The organism is Halorussus lipolyticus, assembly GCF_029338375.1.
Lineage (GTDB): Archaea > Halobacteriota > Halobacteria > Halobacteriales > Haladaptataceae > Halorussus > Halorussus lipolyticus.
Genome location: NZ_CP119804.1, coordinates 1338615 through 1360602, shown reverse-complemented (window position 1 = coordinate 1360602; position 21988 = coordinate 1338615). Strand labels below are relative to the sequence as shown.

22 protein-coding genes and 1 tRNA gene are annotated in these 21988 nt (G+C 63.1%); 12 read left to right on the top strand and 11 right to left on the bottom strand.

All coding sequences use genetic code 11. The annotated features are described in order from the left end of the window. Nucleotides 1–67 precede the first annotated feature (67 nt). On the top strand, nucleotides 68–2161 hold the full coding sequence (locus P2T57_RS06845; protein WP_276301740.1) for a hypothetical protein: 2094 nt from the start codon (nucleotides 68–70) through the stop codon (nucleotides 2159–2161). Between the two features lie 11 nt (nucleotides 2162–2172). Here P2T57_RS06845 and P2T57_RS06840 read toward each other — a convergent pair whose 3' ends face one another. Beyond that, nucleotides 2173–2307, bottom strand: coding sequence for a hypothetical protein (locus P2T57_RS06840; protein WP_276301739.1), 135 nt, complete (start codon nucleotides 2305–2307; stop codon nucleotides 2173–2175). A 321-nt stretch (nucleotides 2308–2628) separates the two neighbouring features. Here P2T57_RS06840 and tbsP point away from each other — a divergent pair, with 321 nt between their 5' ends. The 4 genes from tbsP to P2T57_RS06820 all read left to right on the top strand — a co-directional run bounded on the left by tbsP (nucleotide 2629) and on the right by P2T57_RS06820 (nucleotide 6998). Beyond that, entirely contained in the window at nucleotides 2629–3453 is an 825-nt protein-coding gene (gene tbsP / locus P2T57_RS06835) for a transcriptional regulator TbsP (RefSeq protein WP_276301738.1), read from the top strand. A gap of 81 nt (nucleotides 3454–3534) precedes the next feature. After that, nucleotides 3535–5307: a YcaO-like family protein gene (locus P2T57_RS06830; RefSeq protein ID WP_276301737.1), complete on the top strand. Its 1773-nt coding sequence runs from the start codon at nucleotides 3535–3537 to the stop codon at nucleotides 5305–5307. Between the two features lie 239 nt (nucleotides 5308–5546). Beyond that, the gene (locus P2T57_RS06825) at nucleotides 5547–6503 is read left to right on the top strand and encodes a hypothetical protein (RefSeq protein ID WP_276301736.1); all 957 of its coding nucleotides are present in this window, start codon (nucleotides 5547–5549) and stop codon (nucleotides 6501–6503) included. Nucleotides 6504–6824: 321 nt separating this feature from the next. After that, nucleotides 6825–6998, top strand: coding sequence for a zf-TFIIB domain-containing protein (locus P2T57_RS06820; protein ID WP_276301735.1), 174 nt, complete (start codon nucleotides 6825–6827; stop codon nucleotides 6996–6998). Nucleotides 6999–7019: 21 nt separating this feature from the next. Here P2T57_RS06820 and P2T57_RS06815 read toward each other — a convergent pair whose 3' ends face one another. From P2T57_RS06815 to P2T57_RS06805, 3 genes are all read right to left on the bottom strand, one after another. Then, nucleotides 7020–8147, bottom strand: a complete 1128-nt coding sequence (locus P2T57_RS06815; protein WP_276301734.1) for a DUF63 family protein — start codon at nucleotides 8145–8147, stop codon at nucleotides 7020–7022. A 66-nt stretch (nucleotides 8148–8213) separates the two neighbouring features. Then, the gene (locus tag P2T57_RS06810) at nucleotides 8214–8678 is read right to left on the bottom strand and encodes an Lrp/AsnC family transcriptional regulator (RefSeq protein ID WP_276301733.1); all 465 of its coding nucleotides are present in this window, start codon (nucleotides 8676–8678) and stop codon (nucleotides 8214–8216) included. Between the two features lie 74 nt (nucleotides 8679–8752). Continuing rightward, the gene (locus P2T57_RS06805; RefSeq protein WP_276301732.1) at nucleotides 8753–9547 is read right to left on the bottom strand and encodes an inositol monophosphatase family protein; all 795 of its coding nucleotides are present in this window, start codon (nucleotides 9545–9547) and stop codon (nucleotides 8753–8755) included. Between the two features lie 100 nt (nucleotides 9548–9647). On the opposite strand from P2T57_RS06805, the gene P2T57_RS06800 reads away from it, so the two are divergent. From P2T57_RS06800 to P2T57_RS06790, 3 genes are all read left to right on the top strand, one after another. Then, nucleotides 9648–11138: a GAF domain-containing sensor histidine kinase gene (locus P2T57_RS06800; protein ID WP_276301731.1), complete on the top strand. Its 1491-nt coding sequence runs from the start codon at nucleotides 9648–9650 to the stop codon at nucleotides 11136–11138. Between the two features lie 67 nt (nucleotides 11139–11205). Next, nucleotides 11206–11290: transfer RNA gene (locus P2T57_RS06795), tRNA-Leu, on the top strand. Nucleotides 11291–11835: 545 nt separating this feature from the next. Beyond that, nucleotides 11836–12102: a hypothetical protein gene (locus P2T57_RS06790; protein ID WP_276301730.1), complete on the top strand. Its 267-nt coding sequence runs from the start codon at nucleotides 11836–11838 to the stop codon at nucleotides 12100–12102. Here the strand turns inward: P2T57_RS06790 and P2T57_RS06785 are convergent. The 4 genes from P2T57_RS06785 to P2T57_RS06770 all read right to left on the bottom strand — a co-directional run bounded on the left by P2T57_RS06785 (nucleotide 12099) and on the right by P2T57_RS06770 (nucleotide 15842). Further along, a complete protein-coding gene (locus tag P2T57_RS06785) occupies nucleotides 12099–13520 on the bottom strand; it encodes an MATE family efflux transporter (protein WP_276301729.1) in 1422 nt (473 codons plus the stop codon). The genes P2T57_RS06790 and P2T57_RS06785 overlap by 4 nt on opposite strands. Continuing rightward, the gene (locus P2T57_RS06780) at nucleotides 13517–14164 is read right to left on the bottom strand and encodes a TetR/AcrR family transcriptional regulator (protein WP_276301728.1); all 648 of its coding nucleotides are present in this window, start codon (nucleotides 14162–14164) and stop codon (nucleotides 13517–13519) included. The genes P2T57_RS06785 and P2T57_RS06780 overlap by 4 nt, the downstream gene beginning before the upstream one ends. An 80-nt stretch (nucleotides 14165–14244) precedes the next feature. Continuing rightward, the gene (locus tag P2T57_RS06775; protein ID WP_420028534.1) at nucleotides 14245–15024 is read right to left on the bottom strand and encodes a PHP domain-containing protein; all 780 of its coding nucleotides are present in this window, start codon (nucleotides 15022–15024) and stop codon (nucleotides 14245–14247) included. A 146-nt stretch (nucleotides 15025–15170) separates the two neighbouring features. Then, nucleotides 15171–15842 (bottom strand): helix-turn-helix domain-containing protein, encoded by a 672-nt coding sequence (locus P2T57_RS06770; RefSeq protein ID WP_276301726.1) that lies wholly within the window; start codon nucleotides 15840–15842, stop codon nucleotides 15171–15173. A 138-nt stretch (nucleotides 15843–15980) separates the two neighbouring features. Between P2T57_RS06770 and P2T57_RS06765 the strand changes: the two genes are divergently transcribed. The 3 genes from P2T57_RS06765 (at nucleotide 15981) to P2T57_RS06755 (ending at nucleotide 18175) form a co-directional block, all read left to right on the top strand. After that, nucleotides 15981–16466 (top strand): DUF309 domain-containing protein, encoded by a 486-nt coding sequence (locus P2T57_RS06765; RefSeq protein ID WP_276301725.1) that lies wholly within the window; start codon nucleotides 15981–15983, stop codon nucleotides 16464–16466. Between the two features lie 169 nt (nucleotides 16467–16635). After that, nucleotides 16636–17331 (top strand): DUF7344 domain-containing protein, encoded by a 696-nt coding sequence (locus P2T57_RS06760; RefSeq protein WP_276301724.1) that lies wholly within the window; start codon nucleotides 16636–16638, stop codon nucleotides 17329–17331. A gap of 43 nt (nucleotides 17332–17374) precedes the next feature. After that, nucleotides 17375–18175: a M14 family metallopeptidase gene (locus tag P2T57_RS06755; protein WP_276301723.1), complete on the top strand. Its 801-nt coding sequence runs from the start codon at nucleotides 17375–17377 to the stop codon at nucleotides 18173–18175. Nucleotides 18176–18276: 101 nt separating this feature from the next. Here the strand turns inward: P2T57_RS06755 and psmA are convergent, their stop codons facing one another. Then, nucleotides 18277–19020 (bottom strand): archaeal proteasome endopeptidase complex subunit alpha, encoded by a 744-nt coding sequence (psmA, locus tag P2T57_RS06750; protein ID WP_276301722.1) that lies wholly within the window; start codon nucleotides 19018–19020, stop codon nucleotides 18277–18279. A gap of 4 nt (nucleotides 19021–19024) precedes the next feature. Continuing rightward, a complete protein-coding gene (locus P2T57_RS06745) occupies nucleotides 19025–19504 on the bottom strand; it encodes an Rpp14/Pop5 family protein (RefSeq protein WP_276301721.1) in 480 nt (159 codons plus the stop codon). 130 nt (nucleotides 19505–19634) lie between these two features. Between P2T57_RS06745 and P2T57_RS06740 the strand changes: the two genes are divergently transcribed. After that, nucleotides 19635–20714, top strand: coding sequence for a Shedu immune nuclease family protein (locus P2T57_RS06740; RefSeq protein WP_276301720.1), 1080 nt, complete (start codon nucleotides 19635–19637; stop codon nucleotides 20712–20714). A gap of 125 nt (nucleotides 20715–20839) precedes the next feature. Here the strand turns inward: P2T57_RS06740 and P2T57_RS06735 are convergent, their stop codons facing one another. Further along, entirely contained in the window at nucleotides 20840–21955 is a 1116-nt protein-coding gene (locus tag P2T57_RS06735; protein ID WP_276301719.1) for an MBL fold metallo-hydrolase, read from the bottom strand. Between the last annotated feature and the right edge of the window lie 33 nt (nucleotides 21956–21988).

Below are 21988 nucleotides of genomic sequence, written 5' to 3'. Positions count from 1 at the left end.
TTTCGCGGGGAACTGGCCGGGCGACAAAAATATAAAGTCCCGGTGAGACACGTTGTACAACGCCGACATGATTGAGTGGGAGGAGACGGATTCTGGGTTGCGCGTATTCGACCGCACGAAGACGGAGGTGTCGATAGAGACCGTTGGCTGGAAAGCGACCGACGCGGGCTACGACATCGACCGCCCGCTCGACGAGACGGTCTCGGGCTACGTCTCGGAGCTACGGCTTCCCCCGGCGCTCGTGAAAGCCAACAGTCTCACGTCTAACGAAGAGTTCAAGCACGGCGGCGACGCCGAAGCCATCGACCTTGACGCCGACGAGTATCTCCTCAACGTCAGCCTCAACATCAAGACCTACGTGCGGTTCTCCGGTCCCGCAGTCATCTCGAAGAACGAGGACTACACCGAACTCCACGTCTCCTTTCCGGACCGGACCCTCGTGACCTTCGGCTTCCGAAGCCACCACGAGGAGCCGGTGGACACGATTACGGTGCCCCCGACGACCGAGGGCATCGCCACCGCCATCACCTACTCGTCGTCGTCGCACAAGACGACCGGGGCCGACCGGTCGTACCCGACGCTCCGAGGCCACCCGCCCAAAATCGAACTCGGTGGACAGACCGAGATTCCGGACCCCGTGCGCGAGGAGCAATTCGACACGGGCATCGAGATGGTCGTCCCCGACAGCTTCGAGTACGTCTTCGTCGCCGGTCCGCTGGCCTACTACCTACAGGCCGAGATGACCGTCGAGGACAGACGCTCGCCGGTCCTGCGAGCGCCCGACGCTGGCGTCGAGTACCCCTTCACGCCACTGCCGGGCTTCCAGCACGAAGTCGTGAAACTCCTCCGGCGGGTGTTCTTCCTCGACTGTCTCGTCCGGAACGCCGGTCCCTACAGTTGGGACCTCGCCGAGATGCCGCTCCTCGACCGGGTGGACATCGACGCCGAGGCCACCTATGCGTCCTCGCCCGGCGAGCAGTTGGCGACGTACCTCGACGCGCCCTACGAGCGCATCGACGACGAACTGCCCGAGTGGCATCTGGCGATGCACGTGGACCCGATTCCGGACAACGCGACTTCGCTTCCGTACTTCCTCGACAACCTCGGGTTGGTCTACCTGTCGGAATCGACCGACTTGGAGAAAGACGAACTGCTGAACAAGTCCATCGGTGACTTCTACCGGGCAGGCAAGCCGCCGAGTCATCCGCCGAGACCGGCCGTATCGACTGCGCGGAAGGGTCCCGGACCGGTCAAATCAGTCGATAGGCGCGACCCGGTACTCTACGAGGGGAAGGTGAATGGATGGCTCGCCGACGGCGTGCCCATCGACGTGTTCAAAGCAGTTCCCGAAGCCTACCAGAACCGATTCAAGTACCTCGACCCAGAGGGCGGCGACATCGACGTGACCGTCATTCTCAACGACGAGGAGATGGTTGACGAACACGAGACGGCCGCCGAGATTTACGAAAACCGGGCGAAAGACCTCCCGATAGACGTGACTGTTCACGAACATCTCCCGAAGGACGAACTCGCCGACGTGTTCGAGTCTCCTCACGACTTCGTTCACTACATCGGTCACTGCGAGGAGGACGGCCTGCGGTGCCGCGACGGAAATCTCTCGGTCTCGGACATCGAGGAGAGCAACGTCCAGACGTTCTTCTTGAACGCCTGCGGGTCGTACTACGAAGGCCACGATTTGATAGAGAAAGGGAGCGTTGCGGGTGCAGTAACCTTCACAAAGGTCTTGAACAAACAGGCGGCGAAGGTCGGTGTTGCGTTCGCCCAGTTACTCATCAACGGCTACGACATCGCGCACGCAATCCAACTCGCCCGCCGCCGCATCATGATGGGGAAAGACTACGCGGTTGTCGGAGACGGAACCCACCAACTCACGCAGGCCGACAACCGAATTCCGTCCCTCGGTTACCTCACAGAAACAGATGATAAATACGAGATAGAAATAAACTCCCTCACGATAGACCAAATCGGCGGTTGCTACCAAGTGTACTTGCCGGGGTCCGATGAACTACAACTTCACGGAAACGACTCTATTGTCGAAGTATCCGAGTCAGAACTTCGCTCGTTCCTCGAACGGGCAAAAATGCCCCTTATTTATGACGGCGATCTCTACTGGTCAGAGGAACTCAGTAAAGAAATATAAACAAACTGTTTCTACGGCCCCATCGTACTGCCTGTGCCTTCTTGGATACTCAACTCGAAGAAGATGGAACTACCGAGCATCAGCGAAAACGCGTAGTCCATCGCTCGCGGGTTGTCAGCGAACCACTGTCGAATCTTACCTTGCATGGCTTGATTCGTGTTAATCAGCAACACTACTTTATTGTTTCGTATCTTTCATGCGAGCGCAGGGGATGAATAACAGGAGAAATCTGACGTTAAACCTACTCGTGGGCGTCTCGAATCTGGTACAGCCGGCGAAAATCACAGTTACGTCTTTCGATTTCGGTCGGACACGGTTAATTGGTCCGAAATTTTCCATGGAACCCAAACTCCACACCCATACCGGATTAGAATTGTATGACTGACTCCCGATACCGGTCGTATAATCCGTGATTTCCCCCCGTTACTAACGTTAAAATTAAGTAGGGGTAAAACGTTTGTCGGTACATGGAGACCGAATCGAATTTACTCGACCAAGAAATCGCCGAAATCCTCCGGACCGTCCTCGACGAGGCCCCGGAGACGATGCTCGTCGTCAACCCGTCGAAGGACGCTATCGAACAGCTAATCAACGTCGCCACCAAGTTCGAGGGCGACCTCCCGGAACTGCGCATGCTCGCGCAGTCCGGCACGCTCAAAGACGTGATGGAGGACTTCATCGTCGCCAGTAACGCCGCCGACCTCATCGACGCGGGGTCGCTGTCGCTTCGCACGACCGACGAAGTTCCGAGCAACTCCCTGCTCGTCACCGAGGAGGTCGTCATCGCGCTGGTCACCGCCGACGACCGCGTTGGTGGCCTGACGGCCGACGACTCCGAGTTCGTCTCGGAGGCCTACAACTCGTACTCCGCGCAGTTCGAGTCGGCCGACGACTTCTCGCTCCGCACGCCGCCGCTCTCGCGCGTCCGGGACACGCTCGGCGACGAGATTAGCGGCAACGCCCAGCACGACTTCGATGAGGTCCTCTCGTCGATGGAGACCGCGCGTGGCGACGGTGACGGACTGGACGAAGTTACCATCAGCCTGCTGGTCGCGGCGAAGAACGAGGCCCTGCTGTACGACATCAGCAAGTGGGGCGAGGACGTCGGCATCGCCAGCAAGGCGACGTTCTCGCGGACGAAGACCAAGCTCGAGGACATGGGCCTCATCGGCACGGAGAAGGTCCCCATCGACGTTGGACGACCGCGCCTGCGCCTGAAGCTGGCCAACGACGACCTGCGTAACGCCGACACCGACCAACTCGCAAGCGTCGCCCAGAGCCTGCTTCACTGACGACCGACTCCCGATTTCTTCGCGCGATAGCTCCCGAGCGATAGCACCGCGTTTTTCCGGTCTCCCCGCCTCGGTAGCGCCATGAACTCACCGACCGTCGGACTCGTCGGGACCGGCCCGACCATCGACGCGGTAGCGGCGGCGCTCGCCGACGTGAACGCCGAAACAGTCGAGTGTTCCCCCGAGCGAATCGGCGCGACCGACTTCGCCGTCGTCGCGGGCGAGGCGGGCGCAGACGTGTTCTCGGCGGCCGACCTCGCAGTCCGCGAGGCCGGAACACCGTGGCTCGCGGTCGAACTCGGCGGCGTCGGCGGTCGCACGCTCGCCGACGTGGACGCCGCAGTCTCGGGATTCGCGCCGGCGACCGCCTGCTGGGAGTGCCTTCGCACCCGCGTCACGGCGAATCTTGACGAGGAGGGCGGGAACGAGAACGGGGACGCTTCGGACTCCGACGCCGGAAGTGCGCGCTTCGCCGGCGCGCTCGCCGGACGGGAGGCCGCGACCTTGCTGTCGGGCGGCGAGTCGCCGGTCCTCGGCGGCGTGGTCGAGGTCCCCCACGCCGAGCGCACAGTCCTGCCGGTACCGGGGTGTGAGGTCTGTGCCGACGACTCCGGGGCGGACTCCGACACCGGCCTCGACCGCGAGTACCGCGACACCGACTTGGAGGAGACCCTCTCGCGCGCCGAGCAGGCCGTGGACGAGCGCGTCGGTGTGGTCTCCTCGATTGGCGAGGCCGAGTCCTTCCCCGCGCCGTACTATCTGGCGAATCTCTCCGAGACCATCGGATTCAGCGACGCGCAGGCCGCCGAGCAGTCGGCGGGCGTGGCCGACGACTGGAACGAGGCGCTGATGAAGGCGCTCGGCGAGGCGCTGGAACGCTACGGCGCGGGCGTCTACCGGACCTCGGACTTCGAGAGTGCGAGCGCGCCCGAGTTGGAGTCGATGGTCGGGGATTCGTCGGTCGTTCGGCCCGAGGAGTTCGTCCGGCCCGACGAGTGGCCCGACCCCGCTGGCGACGAAATCGCGTGGGTCGCGGGCGAGAAGTTGCGGACCGGCGAGGCGGTCCACCTGCCCGCCGAGTTCGTCCAGTTCCCGCCGCCGGAAGCCCGGTACAAGCCGGCCATCACGACCGGTCTCGGCCTCGGGAGTTCGACCGTCGAGGCCCTGCTATCGGGCGTCTACGAGGTTATCGAGCGCGACGCGACGATGCTGGCGTGGTACTCGACGTTCGAACCGCTCGGCCTGTCGGTCGAGAGCGAACGATTCGACACCCTCCGGTCTCGCGCACGCGCGGAGAATTTAGACGTAACTGCCCTACTGGTCACGCAGGACGTGGACGTGCCGGTGGTCGCCGTCGCAGTCCACCGCGAGGGCGAGTGGCCGCGGTTCGCTGTCGGGTCCGACGCCGACCTGAACCCCGAGTCCGCGGCCGAGTCGGCGCTGGCCGAGGCCCTCCAGAACTGGATGGAACTCCGGTCGATGGGCGAGCAGGACGCCGCCGACGCGGAGGGCGCAATCGGGCGCTACGCCGACTTTCCGGAGGAGGCCCGCGAGTTCGTCGCTCCCGAGACGACGGTGCCGAGCGCGAGCGTCGGCCCGGCCGACGCCCTCGCCGGAGAGGCCGAACTGGACGCCCTCCGCTCCCGACTCGCCGACGAAAATCTCCCGGCCTACGCTGTCCGCCTGACGCCCCGCGACGTGGCCCAACTCGGGTTCGAGGCGGTCAGAGTGCTGATTCCCGACGCCCAACCGCTCTTTACCGGGGACGCCTTCTTCGGCGAGCGCGCTCGTGGGGTTCCCTCCTCGCTCGGATTCGAGTTCCGCCCCGACCGGGAACACCACCCCTACCCCTGATTTTCTAGTTCGTCTGTCCAGCGACCGATTTCGGCCGGTGAATCAGCCGCACCCCTCGGCGTCTGCGCGAGCAAAGCGAGCGCAGGCTCGGAGGACGCGGTTTGTCCTCCGGCGGACTGAAAGGGCGACCGCGAACCGCGCGAGGGCTTTCGAAGTCTCGGTTCTTCCATCGACAACTCCATCTCCGAACGTTTCCGGAACCGCAAGCAACAACAGGAGTCACTAAACTACCCATAGTCGTGTACCCGCCGACTCGTCTCGCAGGCTACGCCGTCCTGCTGGTGACGCCCGCCGCGCTCCTCGCCCGCGCGCTGGTCTCGACCGGCGTCTCGGCCCCTGTCGCCGGTCTGGAAGTCGGATTGGTCCTCGCCGGAGGAGTCGCCGTGGTCGCCGAACACGAACAGGCGCTGGTCGCGCCCGACGGCCTCGAACTCGACCGGGGAGACGCCGCCGACGCGCTGGCAGTCGTCGCCGCGGCCATCGTCACCTACCTCCTGAGCGTCCACGCCGGACTCGGCCCGGTGATGTCGTCGGCGCTGGTCGGTCTGGTGGCGGGCGTTCTCGCCGACGACATCGCCGTCGCGGCCTACTGCGGGTCGTTCGTGGGGATGGCCTCGCCGACCCTGTTCCCCTCGGTGGGCTACCTCGCGGTGGCGGGCCTCGTCTCGGGTGTCGCGTTCGTCGCCGCCGAGCGGGCGTTTTCGGGGTTCGGCGGGAAGTTGGGCACCCTCGCGCTGTTCGGGTGCGCGACCACGGCGGTCCTGACCGACGCGACCTACGCTGGCGGGAGCGCGCTCGGTCCGACCACCGCCCTCCTCGTGGTGCCGATTTCGGTCGCGGGCGCGGTCGCCGCAGTCGTCCTGAGCGTCCGCCTCGAACTGGGCGCGGTCGTCGGGTCCGCGGTGGTGGGTCTCGTTGCTGGTCTAGGACTTCCGGCGCTCCCGTCCCTTCCGGGCGAGACGCTGGCCGCCGCGGCGTTCTGCGCGTCGTTCGTCGGGATGTCCTCGGCCGAGCGCCTCGACGGCGAGGCCCGCGTCGGTCTCGCCGGGGCCGTCTGCGGCCTCGTCTTCGTCGCCGTCGCGGCCGTCTTCGCCGGGGCGGGCGGCAAACTCGGCACCATCGCGTTCGTCGCCTGCGTCACGACTGCTGGTGCGGAGCGGCTATTCACCGCCCTCCCGACCGTTCTAGATAACTGATTATTTCTTTCGCAATTTTCCTTGTTTCCTTTCCATTTCCACATATGTGTCAAATACACAAACTGCTAAGTTGCCCTGCCTCGAATCCCGACCATGGAACGCCAAGCCCTCGCGGACCACTTCGAGTGGTTCGCCGACTGGTGCGTCGGCACTTCGCCAGCTATCACCCACGGCGCGTGGATTGCGTGGAACGACGAGTAGGAGGCGAAAACATACCGGGACCTTCGCCGGGTTGCATAAACAGGGGTTTTATATCGAAGTCCGTCGTGCGTGCTAACGTATGACATTCTCGAACAGCACTCGGTATCGGGTGGTACGTCGATGACTTCGGAGTACGACCTCGGGTGCGCTGTCTGCGGGTCGTCGCTGACCCGCCGCGAGGTCACGGCGGAGGCGCTCGGGTTCTCGTCGTTCGACTCGCTGGAGGTCGCGGAGTGCCCGGACTGCGGGGGCCGGTACTTCCCGGAGACGACCTTAGAGCGCCTGCAAACCTGAAAAGAGGAGCAGGGGAGCGATTCAGACGCCGAACGTCGCCCGGAGCATGTCTCGCGTGCCGGGGCCGAGACCGACCGCCACGATGGCCACCAACAGCAGGATGGCGTAGCGAGGACTCTCCTCGAAAATCTGCTCGTCGAACACCCACACCACCAGCACCGCGGCCACGATTTTCACCACGAGGAAAGGCCACGCCGTGCCGATAAGGTCCACGACTGGTTCGGGGAACTGCTCGCCGACGCCGATGAGCGCGCGGTTCACGGGGTGCTTGGGCACGAGGTCAGCGGGCAGACCTAACTCCTTGGCCCAGTCGATGCCGACCACGTTTGCCACGCCGTCTACGGCGTGCGCCCAGAGGACGACGATGCCCATCTTGCGGGTGCCTTCGTTGACCTCCGGCGCGTATCGCTTGACCGCCTCCCACGTCAGCCACGTCACGAGCGTCGCGCCGACGAGGACGACGACCGATATTTGGGGGAACAAATCGACGTACTCGGTCGTGAACGCGAGGTAAGTCAGATAGCCGACCGAAGTCGTGAGGAGGGCGGTGCCGACTCCCGCCAGCGGGTAGAGGTAGGTGTCGGTCACGTCCGACCGGTGAAGCCAGACGCTTCCCAACAGCGCCGTCAGCGTGATGGCGAACATCGTGAAGTAGATGACCGGACTGATGATGAGCGTGTTCCACGGGAAGGTGATGGCGGCGTCGGCGGGCGAGAGACCGTCGAAGGCGTCCTCGACCACCCGGAGCGCGCCGCCGAACAGCATGAACGGGAACAGCGCGTAGAACAACTCGCGGTCCTGTCCGACCCCGAGTCGCCGGAGCATGAACACGACGCCCAACAGCGCTAACAGCATCGTGAGGGCGTATCCGACCTCCGAGACCAGCGTGTATCCGGGGTAAGCGACTGGTTCGGCCGCGGCCGAACACGCCGCGGCGTCGTAGAGGTACGTCACCGACCCGTCTGCGTAGGCCGCACACTGGGCGCTCTTGGCGTCTGCCAGCACCGGCCCCCAGAAGTAGTGCCAGATAAATCCGTAGTAGACGCGCTCCGGGAAGACGAGCGCGCCGGCGACGAGCGCGACGAGTATCGCCGTGACCGCGCCGCCCCAGAGGCGTTCGTTGTCCGTACTCTCGGTTGCGGTACCCATGTTTCCCAAGGCGGAATCGGACGGTTTTACGGTTCCGGTCTCGCCCCGGTCGCCCGCACGACAGACTTATATCTCCTCGTCGTCGATAGGCAGTTCTTCGGTCTCGTAGGGCGTGCCGAGGATAACCATCGTCTGGGACCGGGCGAACCCGTCCATCTGGGCGATATTCTCGAACATGAGTTCGCGGAGTCGGTCGGCGTCCTCGGCGTATACTCGCATGAGAACGTCCCACGAACCGGTTGTGAGGTGGACTTCCTGCACGCCGGGGATGTCTTCGAGTCGGCCGAGGGTGTTCTGCTCTTGGCCCTGTTCGACTTGCAGGCCGACGACCGCCGAGATACCGTAATCGAGCGCCTTGGGGTCTACCTTCGCGTGGTACCCCTCGATGACGCCCGCCTCCTCCATTCGGTTGACTCGGTCGTGGACTGTCGCGCTCGACATATCGATTCGGCGCGCGATTTCGCTAAACGGCGTCCTCGCGTTCTCTTGCAGTGCTTCTAAGATTTCACGGTCGGTATCATCGAGTTCCATATCCTACATCAGATTCTTTCAGACTATATATCCTTAGAATTCTTCTCGTCAGCGCCGAGTGATTCTGTGTCCGTTCACTCGACACGTTTCGTGGCTTCGACCAACTCGTCGTGGGCCTCACCGTTCGAAGCGACGAGGCTCTCGGAGTCGTGACGCCACGGGTCGCCGTGGAGGTCGGTGACGGTGCCGCCCGCCTGCCGGACCATGTGGACGCCCGCCACAGTGTCCCACGGGTTAGGGTCCACGTTCGTCACGGTGCCCTCCAGCGACCCGGCCGCGACCATGCCGAGGGTGACCTGCGCCGACCCGAACCGCCGGATGTCGGCGAACCGCTCGACCAGTTCTCTACACATCGCGCTGTACTCGTCGCGGCGGTCGAACCCCCACCAGAAGGTCGGCGCGACGGTGAACGTCTCGGGGTCGGTCCGGTCGCTGACCGTGACCGATTCGTCGTCACGCCGGACGCCATCGGGTCCCGCGACGAACGAGTCGCCGAGCGCCGGGCAGTCGTTGACCGCCGCAATCGGTTCGCCGTCCCGGACCGCCGCCACGCTGGTCGTCCACACCGGAATCGACCTGACGTAGTTGTTCGTCCCGTCGATGGGGTCGATGACCCACGCATCGCCCTCGTCGGGGACTTCCTTGAGTTCGTCTTCCTCCTCGCCGACGATTGCGTCCTCGGGGTACTCGTCGCGGATGACCTCGATGACTCGGCGCTGGGTCGCGCGGTCGGCCTCGGTCACGACGTCGGTCTTCTCGGATTTGGTCTCGACTTCGATTCCCTGCTTGAAACTCCGGCCAGCGACCTCGCTTCCGGCTTTCGCGGCGCTCTCGGCGACTGCGAGGCGCTCGTCGGCGTCTTCGGTCATGTTTTCGTCGTCGGTTGTCGCAGAAAAAGCGTTGTCGGTTCGTCGGCTCTGGTTCCGTTCTGTGGGACTTTTATGTTCCTCGCCGAACTGTTTCTAACCGATGAGCGACCGGGGTTCAGACGGCCCTCCAGACGACGTTTCCCAGTCGGAAGTCCACGAGCGAGTCACAGACGCCGTCTTCGCACTCGACGACGAGTGGCGATTCACCTATCTCAACGAAGAGGCCGAGGAGGTCCTCCAACGCGACGAGGACGACCTGCTCGGGGCGGTCGTCTGGGAGGCGTTTCCCGAAGCGTCCGACTCGACCTTCCGAGACGCCTACGAACGAGCGATGGCGACCCAGCGGCCGGTGACGTTCGAGGAGTTCTACCCGCCACTCGACACGTGGTTCGAGGTCCGGGCCTACCCCTCCGAGACGGGACTGTCGGTCTACTTCAGCGACATCACCGAGCGCGTCACTCAGCGAAACAGACTCGAAGGGCGCGAGGCGGCGCTCCGCCGGGCCTACGAGGTCATCGCCGACCCCGACCGGGCGCTGTCCGAGCAAATCGACGCGCTCCTCGAAGTCGTCCGAGACACCGTGGACACCGACTACGCGACGCTCTCTCGTGTCACCGGCGACACCTACCGCTTCGAGGCGATTGCCGCGCCCGACGACGCGGACCTGTCGCCCGGCGACACGGTACCGCTGGAGACGACCAACTGCGAGCGCGTGGTCGAAACCGAGGAGACGCTGGTCCTCGACGACGTGGCGGAAGACGCCCCGGAACTCGCCGACCGAGCGGGCAACGCCGAGTGGGGCATCTCGCGTTACCTCGGCGCGCCGGTTTCGGTCGGCGGAGACGTGTACGGAACGTTCTGTTTCTACGACACGGAAGCCCGCGAGGACGACTTCTCGGAGTGGGAAGTGACGTTCGTGGAACTGCTCAGCAACTGGGTGAGTGCCGAACTCGAACGAGAGCGCCAGCGCGACCGTCTCGAATCGTTCGCCGGGATGTTGGCCCACGAACTCCGCAATCCGCTGGCTATCGCGCAAATCTACCACTCGCGGGCCGCTGAGGGCGACGACGACGCCGCCCGCGAGGTTGCCACCGCGCTCGACCGCATCGAGGAGTTGATAGACGTTCTCCTCGTTATCGCTCGTGACACCGACTCGTCCGGCGAGCGAGAACCAGTCGCGCTGGCCGACGCCGCCGGCGAGGCGTGGGCCGACGTGACCGCGCCGGACGCCCGACTCGTGGTCGAAACCGACCGCACCGTCGAAAGCGACCCGGTACACGTCCGGCATCTCCTCGAAAACCTGTTCTCCAACTCGGCGGAACACGGTCACTCGGACGTGACCGTTTGGGTGGGTGACCTCCCGGACGGCTTCTACGTCGCCGACGACGGGCCGGGCATCCCCGAGACCGAGCGCGAACGGGTCTTCGAGGCCGGATACACCACCGACGACGACGGCATCGGCCTCGGTCTCACCTTCGTCGGGCAAATCGCGGACACCTACGACTGGGGCCTCCTCGTCACCGAGAGCGACGAGGGCGGGACCCGGTTCGAGTTCACCGGGGTCGAACCGGTCGGCGACGACACACCGTAGGAGGTTTATATACCCACCTCTTTAGGGAGAAACGTCAGGCGAGAACCCCGATTGGAAGCAAGCGCGTGCGAGGGTAGCCAAGCCTGGCCAACGGCGGCGGACTCAAGATCCGCTCCCGTAGGGGTCCAAGGGTTCGAATCCCTTCCCTCGCACTCTGCGTGGCTTTGCCACGTTAAAAACGAGTGCAGGAAGACCGCTTCGGAGCGTTCTTCCCTCGCAAATTACGGCCCACGCGGGCCCTCGCAACATTCCTCGAAATACTGTCCTCGTAGCTACTGCAACGGCGGCGGACTCAAGATTCGCTCCCGTAGGGTCCTGCTGAGCGGAGCGAAGCAGGGCAGGGAAGTCGCATGCCCGCGGAGGGAGCGTAGCGACTGAGCAGGACCGTCTTCCCGTGGTCCAAGGGTTCGAATCCCTTCCCTCGCACTCTGCGTGGGTTTCCCACGTTACACAGCGTGGCTTTGCCACGTTAAAAACGAGTGCAGGAAGACCGCTTCGGAGCGTTCTTCCCTCGCAAATTACGGCCCACGCGGGCCCTCGCAAACTTCTGCGGTGACGCTAATTCGATAGCGACTGCGTTTCGGTCTTCCAGCAATGATTAGTGGTGTTAAGAGATTGTAGAGATGCCTTTAATATGTGTGATTGTTTCTTAACTGCCGGTCAAGACCTAACTCCGTGCGCACCGTGAACACGCCGTATGAACTGGGAACGACGCCGTGACCTCGAAGGCGGCAAAGAAATCGGCATCTGGCTCCTCGTGGACGACGACGGGAGTGTCGAGCGCGAACTCTACGTCGAGAGCCACGAGTACCGCGGCGGGAACTTCGACGTGTACACCGCCACGCCGGACGACGAGTGGAACCACGAAGGCGAGTTCGAAACGAGCGAGGAGGCCTTCGGCCGAGCGCTAGAACTCCTTTCGGAAAGTCCACACCCGGTCGAAGGCGACCGGTCGCAGGATTAGTCGTCGGAGGGGACGCCCGCCGCCTCGTCGTCTCGCACGTCGGCCTCGCGCCACGTCCCGCGCTTGAACCACAGCAGGGCAACGATAGCGCCGACGACGTTCGAGACGAGGAAGGCCACCCAGATGCCGGTCTGGTCCATGCCCGCGAACTGGGTGTTGTACCACGCCAGCGGCAGGCGGACGATGCCGAGCATGAAGATGGAGATGGCCGCGGCGACCATCGTCTTGCCTGCGCCGCGGAACCCGCCGGTGTAGGCCCGCATCACGCCGATGAACCCGAAGGAGGGCGCGACCCACCGGAGGAAGTTCGCGCCGATTTCGACCACTTCGGGGTCGTCGGTGAACACCGCGACGACGGGTCCCGCGCCGACGAAGATGACGACGCCCATGACCGCGAGGACGCCGAACATCACCTTCGCGGCGAAGTCGTTGGCTTGGGCCGCGCGGTCCGGTTTGCCCGCGCCGATGTTCTGGCCCGACATGGTTTCGACGCCGCGAGCGACGGCGATGGCGGGCAGGAAGATGACCGAGAAGACTCGCGTGCCGATGCCGAACGCCGCGACCACGGTGGTCGGGAATAGGCCGACCACGTACAGCAGGAGGTTGACCGACAGCGCCCGGCCGGTGCCCTCGATGGAGGCCGGAATCCCGATTTTGAGAAGCTTCTTGAAGAAGTCGAGGTCCGGGCGCATCTGCGAGAGGTGAATCTGGACGCCTCGGTTGCCCCGGAACATGATGCCGAGGCCGACTACCATCGCCAGCGCCCGAGAGAAGATGGTGGCGACGGCCGCGCCCTCGATGCCGAGCGTGGGGAACGGTCCCCACCCGAAGATGAGGAAAGGGTCGATGACGACGTTCACGACCACGGTGCCGAACATCACCAGCATCGGCGTCACGGTGTCGCCGTAGCCTCGCATCAGCGAGACGAAGACGAAGAAGCCGAACATGAACGCGATGCCGAGCGAGATGACCTGCATGTAGGCCTCTGCGCGCCACAGCACGTCGGGCGACGCCCCGAGGAACTGCAGGAAGTCGCCGACGAAGACGTACCCGATAGCCCCCAGCACGACCGACGCGATGAGGGAGAAGGTGACCGTCTGTGACGCCGCGTACTCGGCTTTCTCTGGCTCCTCGGCCCCGGTGTGTTGAGCAACCAGAATCGACCCGGCGACCGACAGGCCCATCCCGAGCGAGATGAGGAGGAACACCATCGGGAAGGCGAAGCTAATCGCGGCCAGCGCCTTCGTGGAGTACTGGCCGAGCCAGAAGGTGTCGGCGAGGTTGTAGGCGGTCTGGAGCAGGTTGGTGATGACGATGGGGAACGAGAGGAAGAACAGCGGCCATCCGACCGCGCCCTCGGTCAGGTCCAACTCCGACTGGTCTTTGAACAGACTGCCGACGCGCTCTCGGACGCTCATTCGAAGTCGACCTCCCGGTCTACGCCGTCGGCCAGCAGGTCGCGCTCGACGAACTCCGCCAGCGAGCGCCGCGCTCCCGAGAGGGGTTCGTCGGTCGAGATGGCGCGAGTGTGAGCGCCGTCGAACACCGTGGCGAAGAACTCCGCGACCTCCTCGGGGTCGGCGTCGTCCCGGAAGATACCGGACTCCACGCCGTCAGAAACGATGCCTCGAATGGACTCCTGAACGTGGCGGTCGAACTCGGCGAGGCGCTCCCGAAACTCCTCGTCGTAGGGCGCTTGGGCCTTGATTTCCAGCATCGCGGTCCGGAAGTCCCGGCGGTCCTCGGCGTCGTCCTCGTCCAGCGCCTCGTCCACGACTCCGGCGAGTCGGTCGAGGGGGTCTGCGTCGGTCTCGCCGATTTCGCCAGCCTCGTCGGTCTCGCCGCCCCCGAATCGGTCGGCGAACTCGTCGTAGAGGTGGTCGAGGAAAGCGAGCAAGAGGTCGTGTTTGGTGTCGTAGTGGTAGTGGAGCGACGACTTGCTCGCGTCGGTCCGGTCGGCGATGTCCTGCATCGTCACCTCCGCGTAGCCGTGTTCGCAGAGCGCGCAGTAGGTCGCCTGCATCATATCGTCCGTAGTCTCGTCAGTCTCGCTGGTAGTCACTACCGGAAACTAACTGACTGGTCAGTCAAAAGGGTTCGGGAAGCGGTCGCCCAGTCCTCGACCCGCCGAAGAAGAACCATTCAGTCGAACAGTCGGACCGGTTCGGTCTCGCGCCCGGCGAAGTGGTCGTCTAGTTCGTCTTTCCGGTTCCTCACCTCGGCCGGTTCGTGCGAATCCGACCCCGCGACGAATCGAACGCCGCGCTCGCGGAGCGCCGCCCGGAAGTCGCTCGCGGGGTGGAACTCGCCGTAGTCCCGGCGGACCCGCCCGGCGTTGATTTCGGGCACCGTCCGGGAGTGCCGGAAGGCGTCGGCGACGAGTTCGTGGTGGTCCGGGGTGGTGTAGCCCCGGAGTTCGGGCGTGCGCTCCACGAGGTCCGGGTGGGCCGCGATGGCGAACAACTCCGATTCCACGAGGTCAACGAGTCGGTGGTAGTAGTCGTCCACCAGCGCGCGGCGCTCTCGCTCGGACATGTCGGTGAAGGGCCGACTGCTCTGGATATTTGTCCCATCCACGCGGTGAACGCTCCCGATGGCGTAGTCGAAATCGGCCTCGTCGAGGAAGGCTGAAATGTCGTCCTCGTCGCGGGGGTCGTAGTCGAGTTCCACCGCGTCGAAGATGCGAACGTCGGCCTCCTCGCGCATCGACTCGATGGCCTCGCGCCGCAGGGGGTAGGTCCGGTCCAAGTTGAAACCGAACTCGCGCTTGGCCCGCTGGAGCGATTCGCGGGTGGCGACGTTGCAGTGGTCGGCGAACCCCACCGCGCGCAGGCCGGCCTCCTCGGCGGCAGAGACCATCGACGGCATGATTTCGCCGTCGGAGTAGTTCGTGTGGACGTGGTAGTCGTAGGCGACGGACACGCTTGTCGGTTCGGCCTCCGGAAGCGTATCTGTTTGGGTCCCGAGAGTCCCATCGCTCGGACGCCGAACTGCCCGGACGCGCCCCGACGGTTCACCGAAATCGGGCACAGATTCGTTCGTCTCCTCCGGGTCCTCGAATACCGAGTTCACGTACTCGCGTCGGCGTCACCGCCAGTTTCGAGCGCGTTCCGGACGAGGTTCGTCTGACCGCGCCGGAGTCGCGCCGAGAGGACTTGCTCCGAGATACCAAGGTCGTCGGCCAGTTTCGACAGCGTGGTTCGGCGCGGCACGTCGAAGTATCCGGCCTCCAGCGCCCGGACGAGGGCCTCGCGTTGCGGGGCGGTGATACCGTATCGCTTTCCGTCTGTCGGGTCGTCCTCGCGGTCGTACACCCCGAGGAGGCGGAAAGTGAGGTCTCGCTCGCGGAAGGCGTCGCGGTAGGCGACCAGCGCCGCCCTGTCGGGGACACGCGCTTGAACCCGCGACTCGGTGTCGTCGGCGGTCACGTCCAAGACGGTGACGTCGTGTTTCGCGGCGACCGAGCGGGTGGTCCACTCGGCCGCTGACTTCGAGAGCGTCGCGCGGTAGAGTCGCCGGTCGCCCACGTCCACGAGGCGAGTGTAGTCGGTCGCTGTCGGGTCGGCCGCGACGGCCTCCTCGAAGGCCTCGAAGTCGTCGCCGTCGGCCCAGAAGGCGTACTCGTGTTCGCCGTCGGGCATCTGGCGAACGTCCTCGATTTGGAACTCCATGTCGGGGACCGCTCTCCGCGCGTCCCGGAGTATCGGGGACTCGACCGCGAACTCGACCACCAAACTCATAGCGGATACTCGGACGTACAACAAAAATGCCTTTCGTAAGTAAGCATCTCGGGCGCTCCTCGCTGGCGGTCAGCGTCCCGATTCCAGACAGTGGACGCCACCGACGACGTTACCCGCCTGTGGGCCGACGTACCCGATATGGACGACCACACCCGCGACGAGTCGGTCGGGCCGCCGCGGGCGGGAACCCCGACCGGGTGGCTTCCGGCCGATGCCCGATGGGAACACGACACGCTCCGCCGGGCGACCGCTCACGGGATTCGCCTGTTCAACTCTGCGGAGTTCCACGAATCCCACGACTGCTTCGAGGACGAGTGGTACAACTACGGGAGCGGGACCACCGAATCGAAGTTCCTCCACGGAATGGTGCAGGTCGCGGCCGGTGCGTACAAGCACTTCGACTTCGAGGACGACGGCGGGATGCGCTCTCTGTTCGACACGGCGCTCCAGTACCTCCACGGCGTCCCCCGAGATTACTACGGCGTGGACGTGCTGGACGTGCGTGAGACGATGACCCGCGCCTTGGACGACCCGACCGAACTTCACGGGTGGCAGATAGCACTCGACGGAACGCACCCGGTCGCCGACAAATCGGACTTCGCCTACGCCGAGTCGTTGGAGTGAGTTCGATTTCGGCCGCCTCCAGCGATTTCGTCGTCGATTCGATAGTTTGCCTCGGATTCCGGATTCGTAATCAAATATATCGACAACTTATATAGCTAGACCGACGAAGATGTGATAGAGCGGTCCCCGACTGCTCGCACAGCGACCCCCGCCCAACAGGAGGCTACAAATGACTACGACCGACTCTTACCGAGACGCGACGGCGGACGCCGGCCCGCACAGTTCCGAGAGCGGTGCCCCGCTCGACGCGACTTTCGACGCGCTGGCTAACCGGCGGTGTCGGGTCCTGCTCCGGCACCTCGCCGAGAGCGACGACGCCCTCGTCGTGAACGACCTCGCTGGCCGGCTCGCCGACGAGTTGGACGACGAGGCCGCCACCGAGCGTCGCCTGCGAACGTCCCTCCATCACACTCACCTGCCGAAACTCGCCGACGCCGGACTGGTCGAGTACGACCTCGACCGCGGCCTCGTCCGGTTTTGCGACGAGTCGCGCTTCGAGGAGCTAGCACCGACCATCGACTCGCTCGAATCGGGCGACCCGCCGGTTTCGACCGACGCCCTCCTCGAACTCCTGTCGGAGTTCCGGCGGCGTGAGGCCCTGCGCACGCTGGTCCGCCACGACGACCTCTCGCTTCCGGACCTCGCCGACGAGGTGGCCATCGAGGAGCGCGACGAACTCCTGCCGAACATCGACCCCGACGACGTGCTGGAGGTCTACCTGTCGCTGTACCACACCCACGTCCCGAAACTCGCCGCCGGGGGCCTCGTGGACTACGACCAAGACGACGACTACGTGGCGCTGACTCCGGCCGGCCGGGCGCTCGAATCCCCGGTCCGGTCGCTCTGTGAAGTCGCCGGCCGATAGGAGTCGAAACGCTCAAAAGGGAGCGTTGCCGCTTTTTCTTCAGATGCGAATCGAGCAGTTAGGAGACGGGACCCCCGAGATAGCCGTGGTCGCGGCCATCCACGGGGACGAGCCGTGTGGCGTTCGTGGCGTCGAGCGACTGCTGGCCGAGTCGCCCGCGGTCGAGCGCCCGGTCAAATTCGTCGTCGCCAACGAGGCCGCGCTGGAACGAGACGTTCGGTACGTGGACGAGGACCTCAACCGGGCCTTCCCCGGCGACCCCGAGGCCGACACCCACGAGCGTCGACTCGCCGACGCGCTGGCCCGCGAGGTCAGGGACTGCACCACGCTGTCGCTTCACTCCACCCAGTCCTACGCCGAACCCTTCGCGCTCGTGGACACAATCGACGAGGTGGCGCGGTCAGTCTGCCCGTACCTCCCGGTGTCGGTCGTAGTCGAGACCGAGGCCGAGAGCGACGGGCGACTCATCGAGTACCCCCACGTCGTGGAAGCCGAGTGCGGCCTCCAACACTCCGAGCAGGCCGCCGACAACGCGGTTGAACTGATTCGCGGGTTCCTGACCGCGACCGGCGCGCTGGCCGACGACGCCGAACCGGTCGCGGGCGACGACCTCTGCGAGGTCGATGTCTTCCGCCTCGGCAGTCCGGTGCCCAAGACCGAGGGCGACGACTACGAGATATTCGCCGAGAACTTCGAGCGAGTCACCGAAGGCGAGGCGTTCGCCGCCGCCGACGGCGACGAGCTAGTCGCGTCCGAACCCTTCTACCCGGTGTTGATGTCGGCCTACGGCTACGAGAACGTCTTCGGCTACCGGGCCGAGCGCGTCGGCGTGCTAGACGGGTAGCCCGCACTGGCGGTCGTCCTATCGGCAATCGAATCCCTTCCGACGAGGGACACGAAAAGGAGTTTTCGGTCTGTTCGACGCCCGCGTGGCGAGGAGTTCGGTTACTCCTCGTCGGACGCGAGGAGGTCGTTCTCGCTGAGGTAGGACTCGATTTCGTCGGTGTCGAGCGTCTTGTACTGCTCGGTTTCGACGTCCACGGTCGCAATCGCGGCACCCTCGGGTTCGAGCTTCTCGTCTTTGGCCTGCGCGAGGGCGTTGAGCGAGAGCGAGATACCGGCGTCGAGGTCGAGGTCCTCGGTGTAGTTGTCCTCGAGGTACTCCTGAATCTCGCCGCGGTCGGCACCGATGGCGAGTGCCTTCCACTCGTTGGGGGTACCGCTCGGGTCCGTCTCGTAGAGTCGCGGCTCGCCGTTGGCGATGCCGCCGATGAGGAGCGCCGCGCCGAACGGTCGCGCGCCGCCGACCTGCGTGTACTGCTGGATGTGGTCGGTAATCTCCTTGGTCAGCGTCTCAAGCCCGATGGGTTCGCCGTAGCGCAGATAGTTGACCTGCGCCTGCTTGCGAGCGAAGTCGATAAGCTGGCGCGCGTCGGCGACGTGGCCCGCCGAAGCGATGCCGATGTGGTCGTCGGCCTTGTGGAGCTTCTCGATGCTCTGTTTCTCCATGAGCTTCGACCGGATGTGCTTGTCCACGGTGAGGACGACGCCGTCCTTCGTCCGGACGCCGACACACGGCGTGCCGCGCTTGACCGCTTCGCGGGCGTACTCGACCTGATAGAGCCGTCCGTCCGGGGAGAAGATGGTAATCCCGCGGTCGTAGGCCTGCTGTTGGGTTTGTCCCTGCATAGTATCACTCGAAATCGAGTTCCGTCGCGCCCGTGAACGTCCCGTCGGTCCGCACGTCGAGGAGTCCGTCTCGCTCGACGGCCGACTGTTGGGCGTCCTCGAACACGACTTTTCTCTCGTCCCGAATTTGGCCGTCTGCTCCTAAATACTTTTCTTCACAGGCACGGACCGTACCGCTTATACCTCGGACGCGCAGGCCTACGGGGTCGTTTCCGATTTCGTCCACGCAGGCCAGCGCCGCGCGGGCCTGCTGGGCGTGGCCGTGGCGTGCCCGGACGATGGCCTCGCCGGTGCCCTCATCGAACTCGAACTGGAGGACTTTCAGGTCGGCGTCGGCGCTCCCGGCGTCACCCAGCAGGTTCTGGGCCGAGAACCAGATGCTCCGCTGGAAACTCCGCCGGTCTACGTCCGCGTCGGGCCACGTTTCGAGGCCGACCGCGAGGTAGCGCCACCGCGGTCGGAGATGCTTGGGGAGATGTTTCATCGGTCAGTTGGCGGTGATTGGAGCGCAGATGGCTTGAAAGGTGGGTTTCAGTATATACTAAAATTCCTCCGGACACTCCTACCAATAGAAAAATATAAAAAAATAGCCTTTTTGGTTAGGAATACTGACTATGAAGATTGAACAAGATTTTGGAGATGGTGAAGTCTATGAGATTGATGTTCGTTTAGAAGAGAAAAAGAATCTCAAGCATATTTCCCATTACCCTTTAAAAAGTGGTCCAAAGACGTATAAATCGCTTAACGTCTTCTCGATAATGGCGAAAGATGAGGATAAATATTTACTCTCTTTTTGGAAGGCTAGAAAAAAGAGTTCTAAATATCTTAATCAAGTGGATGAGACACAGTTCAAATGCGAAAAAAAGGAGGTAACACGACTACTTGACTTTCTTGAGAATTTGTACGAGCTTGAAGGATTAGACCGGGGAGATCATGTGATTTTAAGAAAAGACTCTCCTTCTTCTGAAGCGGCCGCATCAGCAGTAGAGGCGATTAAATCCTGTGATGAAGAATTAGAGTCTGTTTTGTTAAACCTGATCGGAAGTCTTTCTGATATGGATGCGGATATTTCTGATCTTGACTTGTCGGAAAACGCCATTGAACAAGATGCTATTCGAGCAGAGTATGCGATTAAACATGCACGAACTAAAAAGAAGCTTGAGGAGTTCGAGAACCTCATTTCGGATAAAAAGAAAGAACGGAAGTACCAAAGTTTTCTAGAGGATAACCCTTGGCTGTTTGGACAAGAATATGTGACACATTTAGACCTTCGAGAACTAACTCGTGATGAGGAGGTTGATTTCTGCCTTGAGTCGGTTGATGGATACTATGATGTAATCGAAATTAAAACTCCTAGTAAAACAGTTCTTGTGGAAGATGGCTCACACGATACGTATAAAGCTAGCGCTGACCTTTCAAGTGCGATTGCACAAGTCGAAAATTATATCCATCAAATAGAAGCTAATGAGGGGGATATTCTACGACGCGATAAAATTCACGCGCTTAAGCCTCGTGGCATAATCGTAATCGGGGACGAATTAACTGATGAAAAGAGAGAATCACTCCGAGTATTAAATAGCCATCTTAATCGAATCACCGTATATACTTTTTCCGACATTAAGAGACTAGGCGAGAGAATGGTCAGCAGATATGAACAGGATGGAGGCCTTCCCACAATCTCACCACCTAAGTAATCTTCGTCTATTTCGGAAAACCCTCTATTAAGTATTTAAGTGTAGATGTATTTTTCTAACTCTGATAAAGTATATAATTCAAATATTCTATATATGGGATAAAACTATTAAAAGGCTGTTCTCTTTCAGTTCGCCGCGCAGTTGTTCGGGCCGAGTTCGAGGTCCGCGGCGTCGTCGGTCAGCGGCTCCTCGCCCCAGTTGATGGCCTTGATTTGGTTGTAGTTGGCCGGTTCGTCCGACAGACTCTCCACGATGGTTTCCACGAACGCCTCGCGGTCGTCCTCGCCGAACAGGTCGTTGCTGTCTTCGAGGTCACCGAGCGTGGTGGCGAGGGGGCGAATCTCCTCGTCGCTGAAGTGGCCCGGCAGGACCACGGTGTCGTCCGGCAGGTCGGCAAGGCGTTCGAGGCTGTCGAAAAGCTCCGACGCTCCCTCTCGCACGTCAGTCTCGGTGTCGCCTTCGAGGTCAGGTCGGCCCACGCTGTCGATGAACAGCGTGTCGCCCGACAGCAGGCCGCCGTCCACGCGGAGCGAGACGCTCCCCGGCGTGTGGCCGGGGGTGTGAAGCACTTCTAGTTCCCGGTCGCCGACAGCGATGGTGTCGCCGTCGGCAATCGGCTCGTAGTCGTCCAAGTCCCCGCCGTCGTCCTCGTGGAGGTAGTAGGGCACGTCCAGTTCCGCCGAGAGCTTTCGCCCGCCGCTCACGTGGTCGGCGTGGGCGTGGGTGTCGATTGCGCCCACGAGTTCGACGCCGCGCTCGTCGGCGAGGTCCAGATACTCCTCGATGTAGAGACTCGGGTCCACGACGACGGCCTCGTCGCCGTCACCGACGAGGTAGGAGACGCACCCTGTGCCGGGGCGGACGACCTGCACCACGCCGTCGAGGACTTCGACCTCGTAGGGGACGTGGACGCGGCCCCACCCGTTCATCCCGTCGGCGACGGACTTGGCGTCGTAGCCCTCGTCCTGCAGGAATCCGGCCGCGTCGTCGGAGGTGACGCCGGCGACGCAGACGACCGCGATTTCCTTGTCGTCGGGAATCTCGTCCAGCGCGTCCGCCAGTCCGGAGAGGTCGCCGTCGAGGAGTTGGTCGTAGATGGGGAGGTTGTGACTGCCCTCGATTGCCCACTCGTCGTAGTCGTCTTCGTTGCGAACGTCGAGGACGAATAGGTCCTCGTCGTCTCGTCGGTCGGCTACCTCGTCGGGACTCATCGTCGGACTCGCTTGGTCTATCTTGCTCATTCTGGACAATACTACTGGGCCAATGCTGATAAA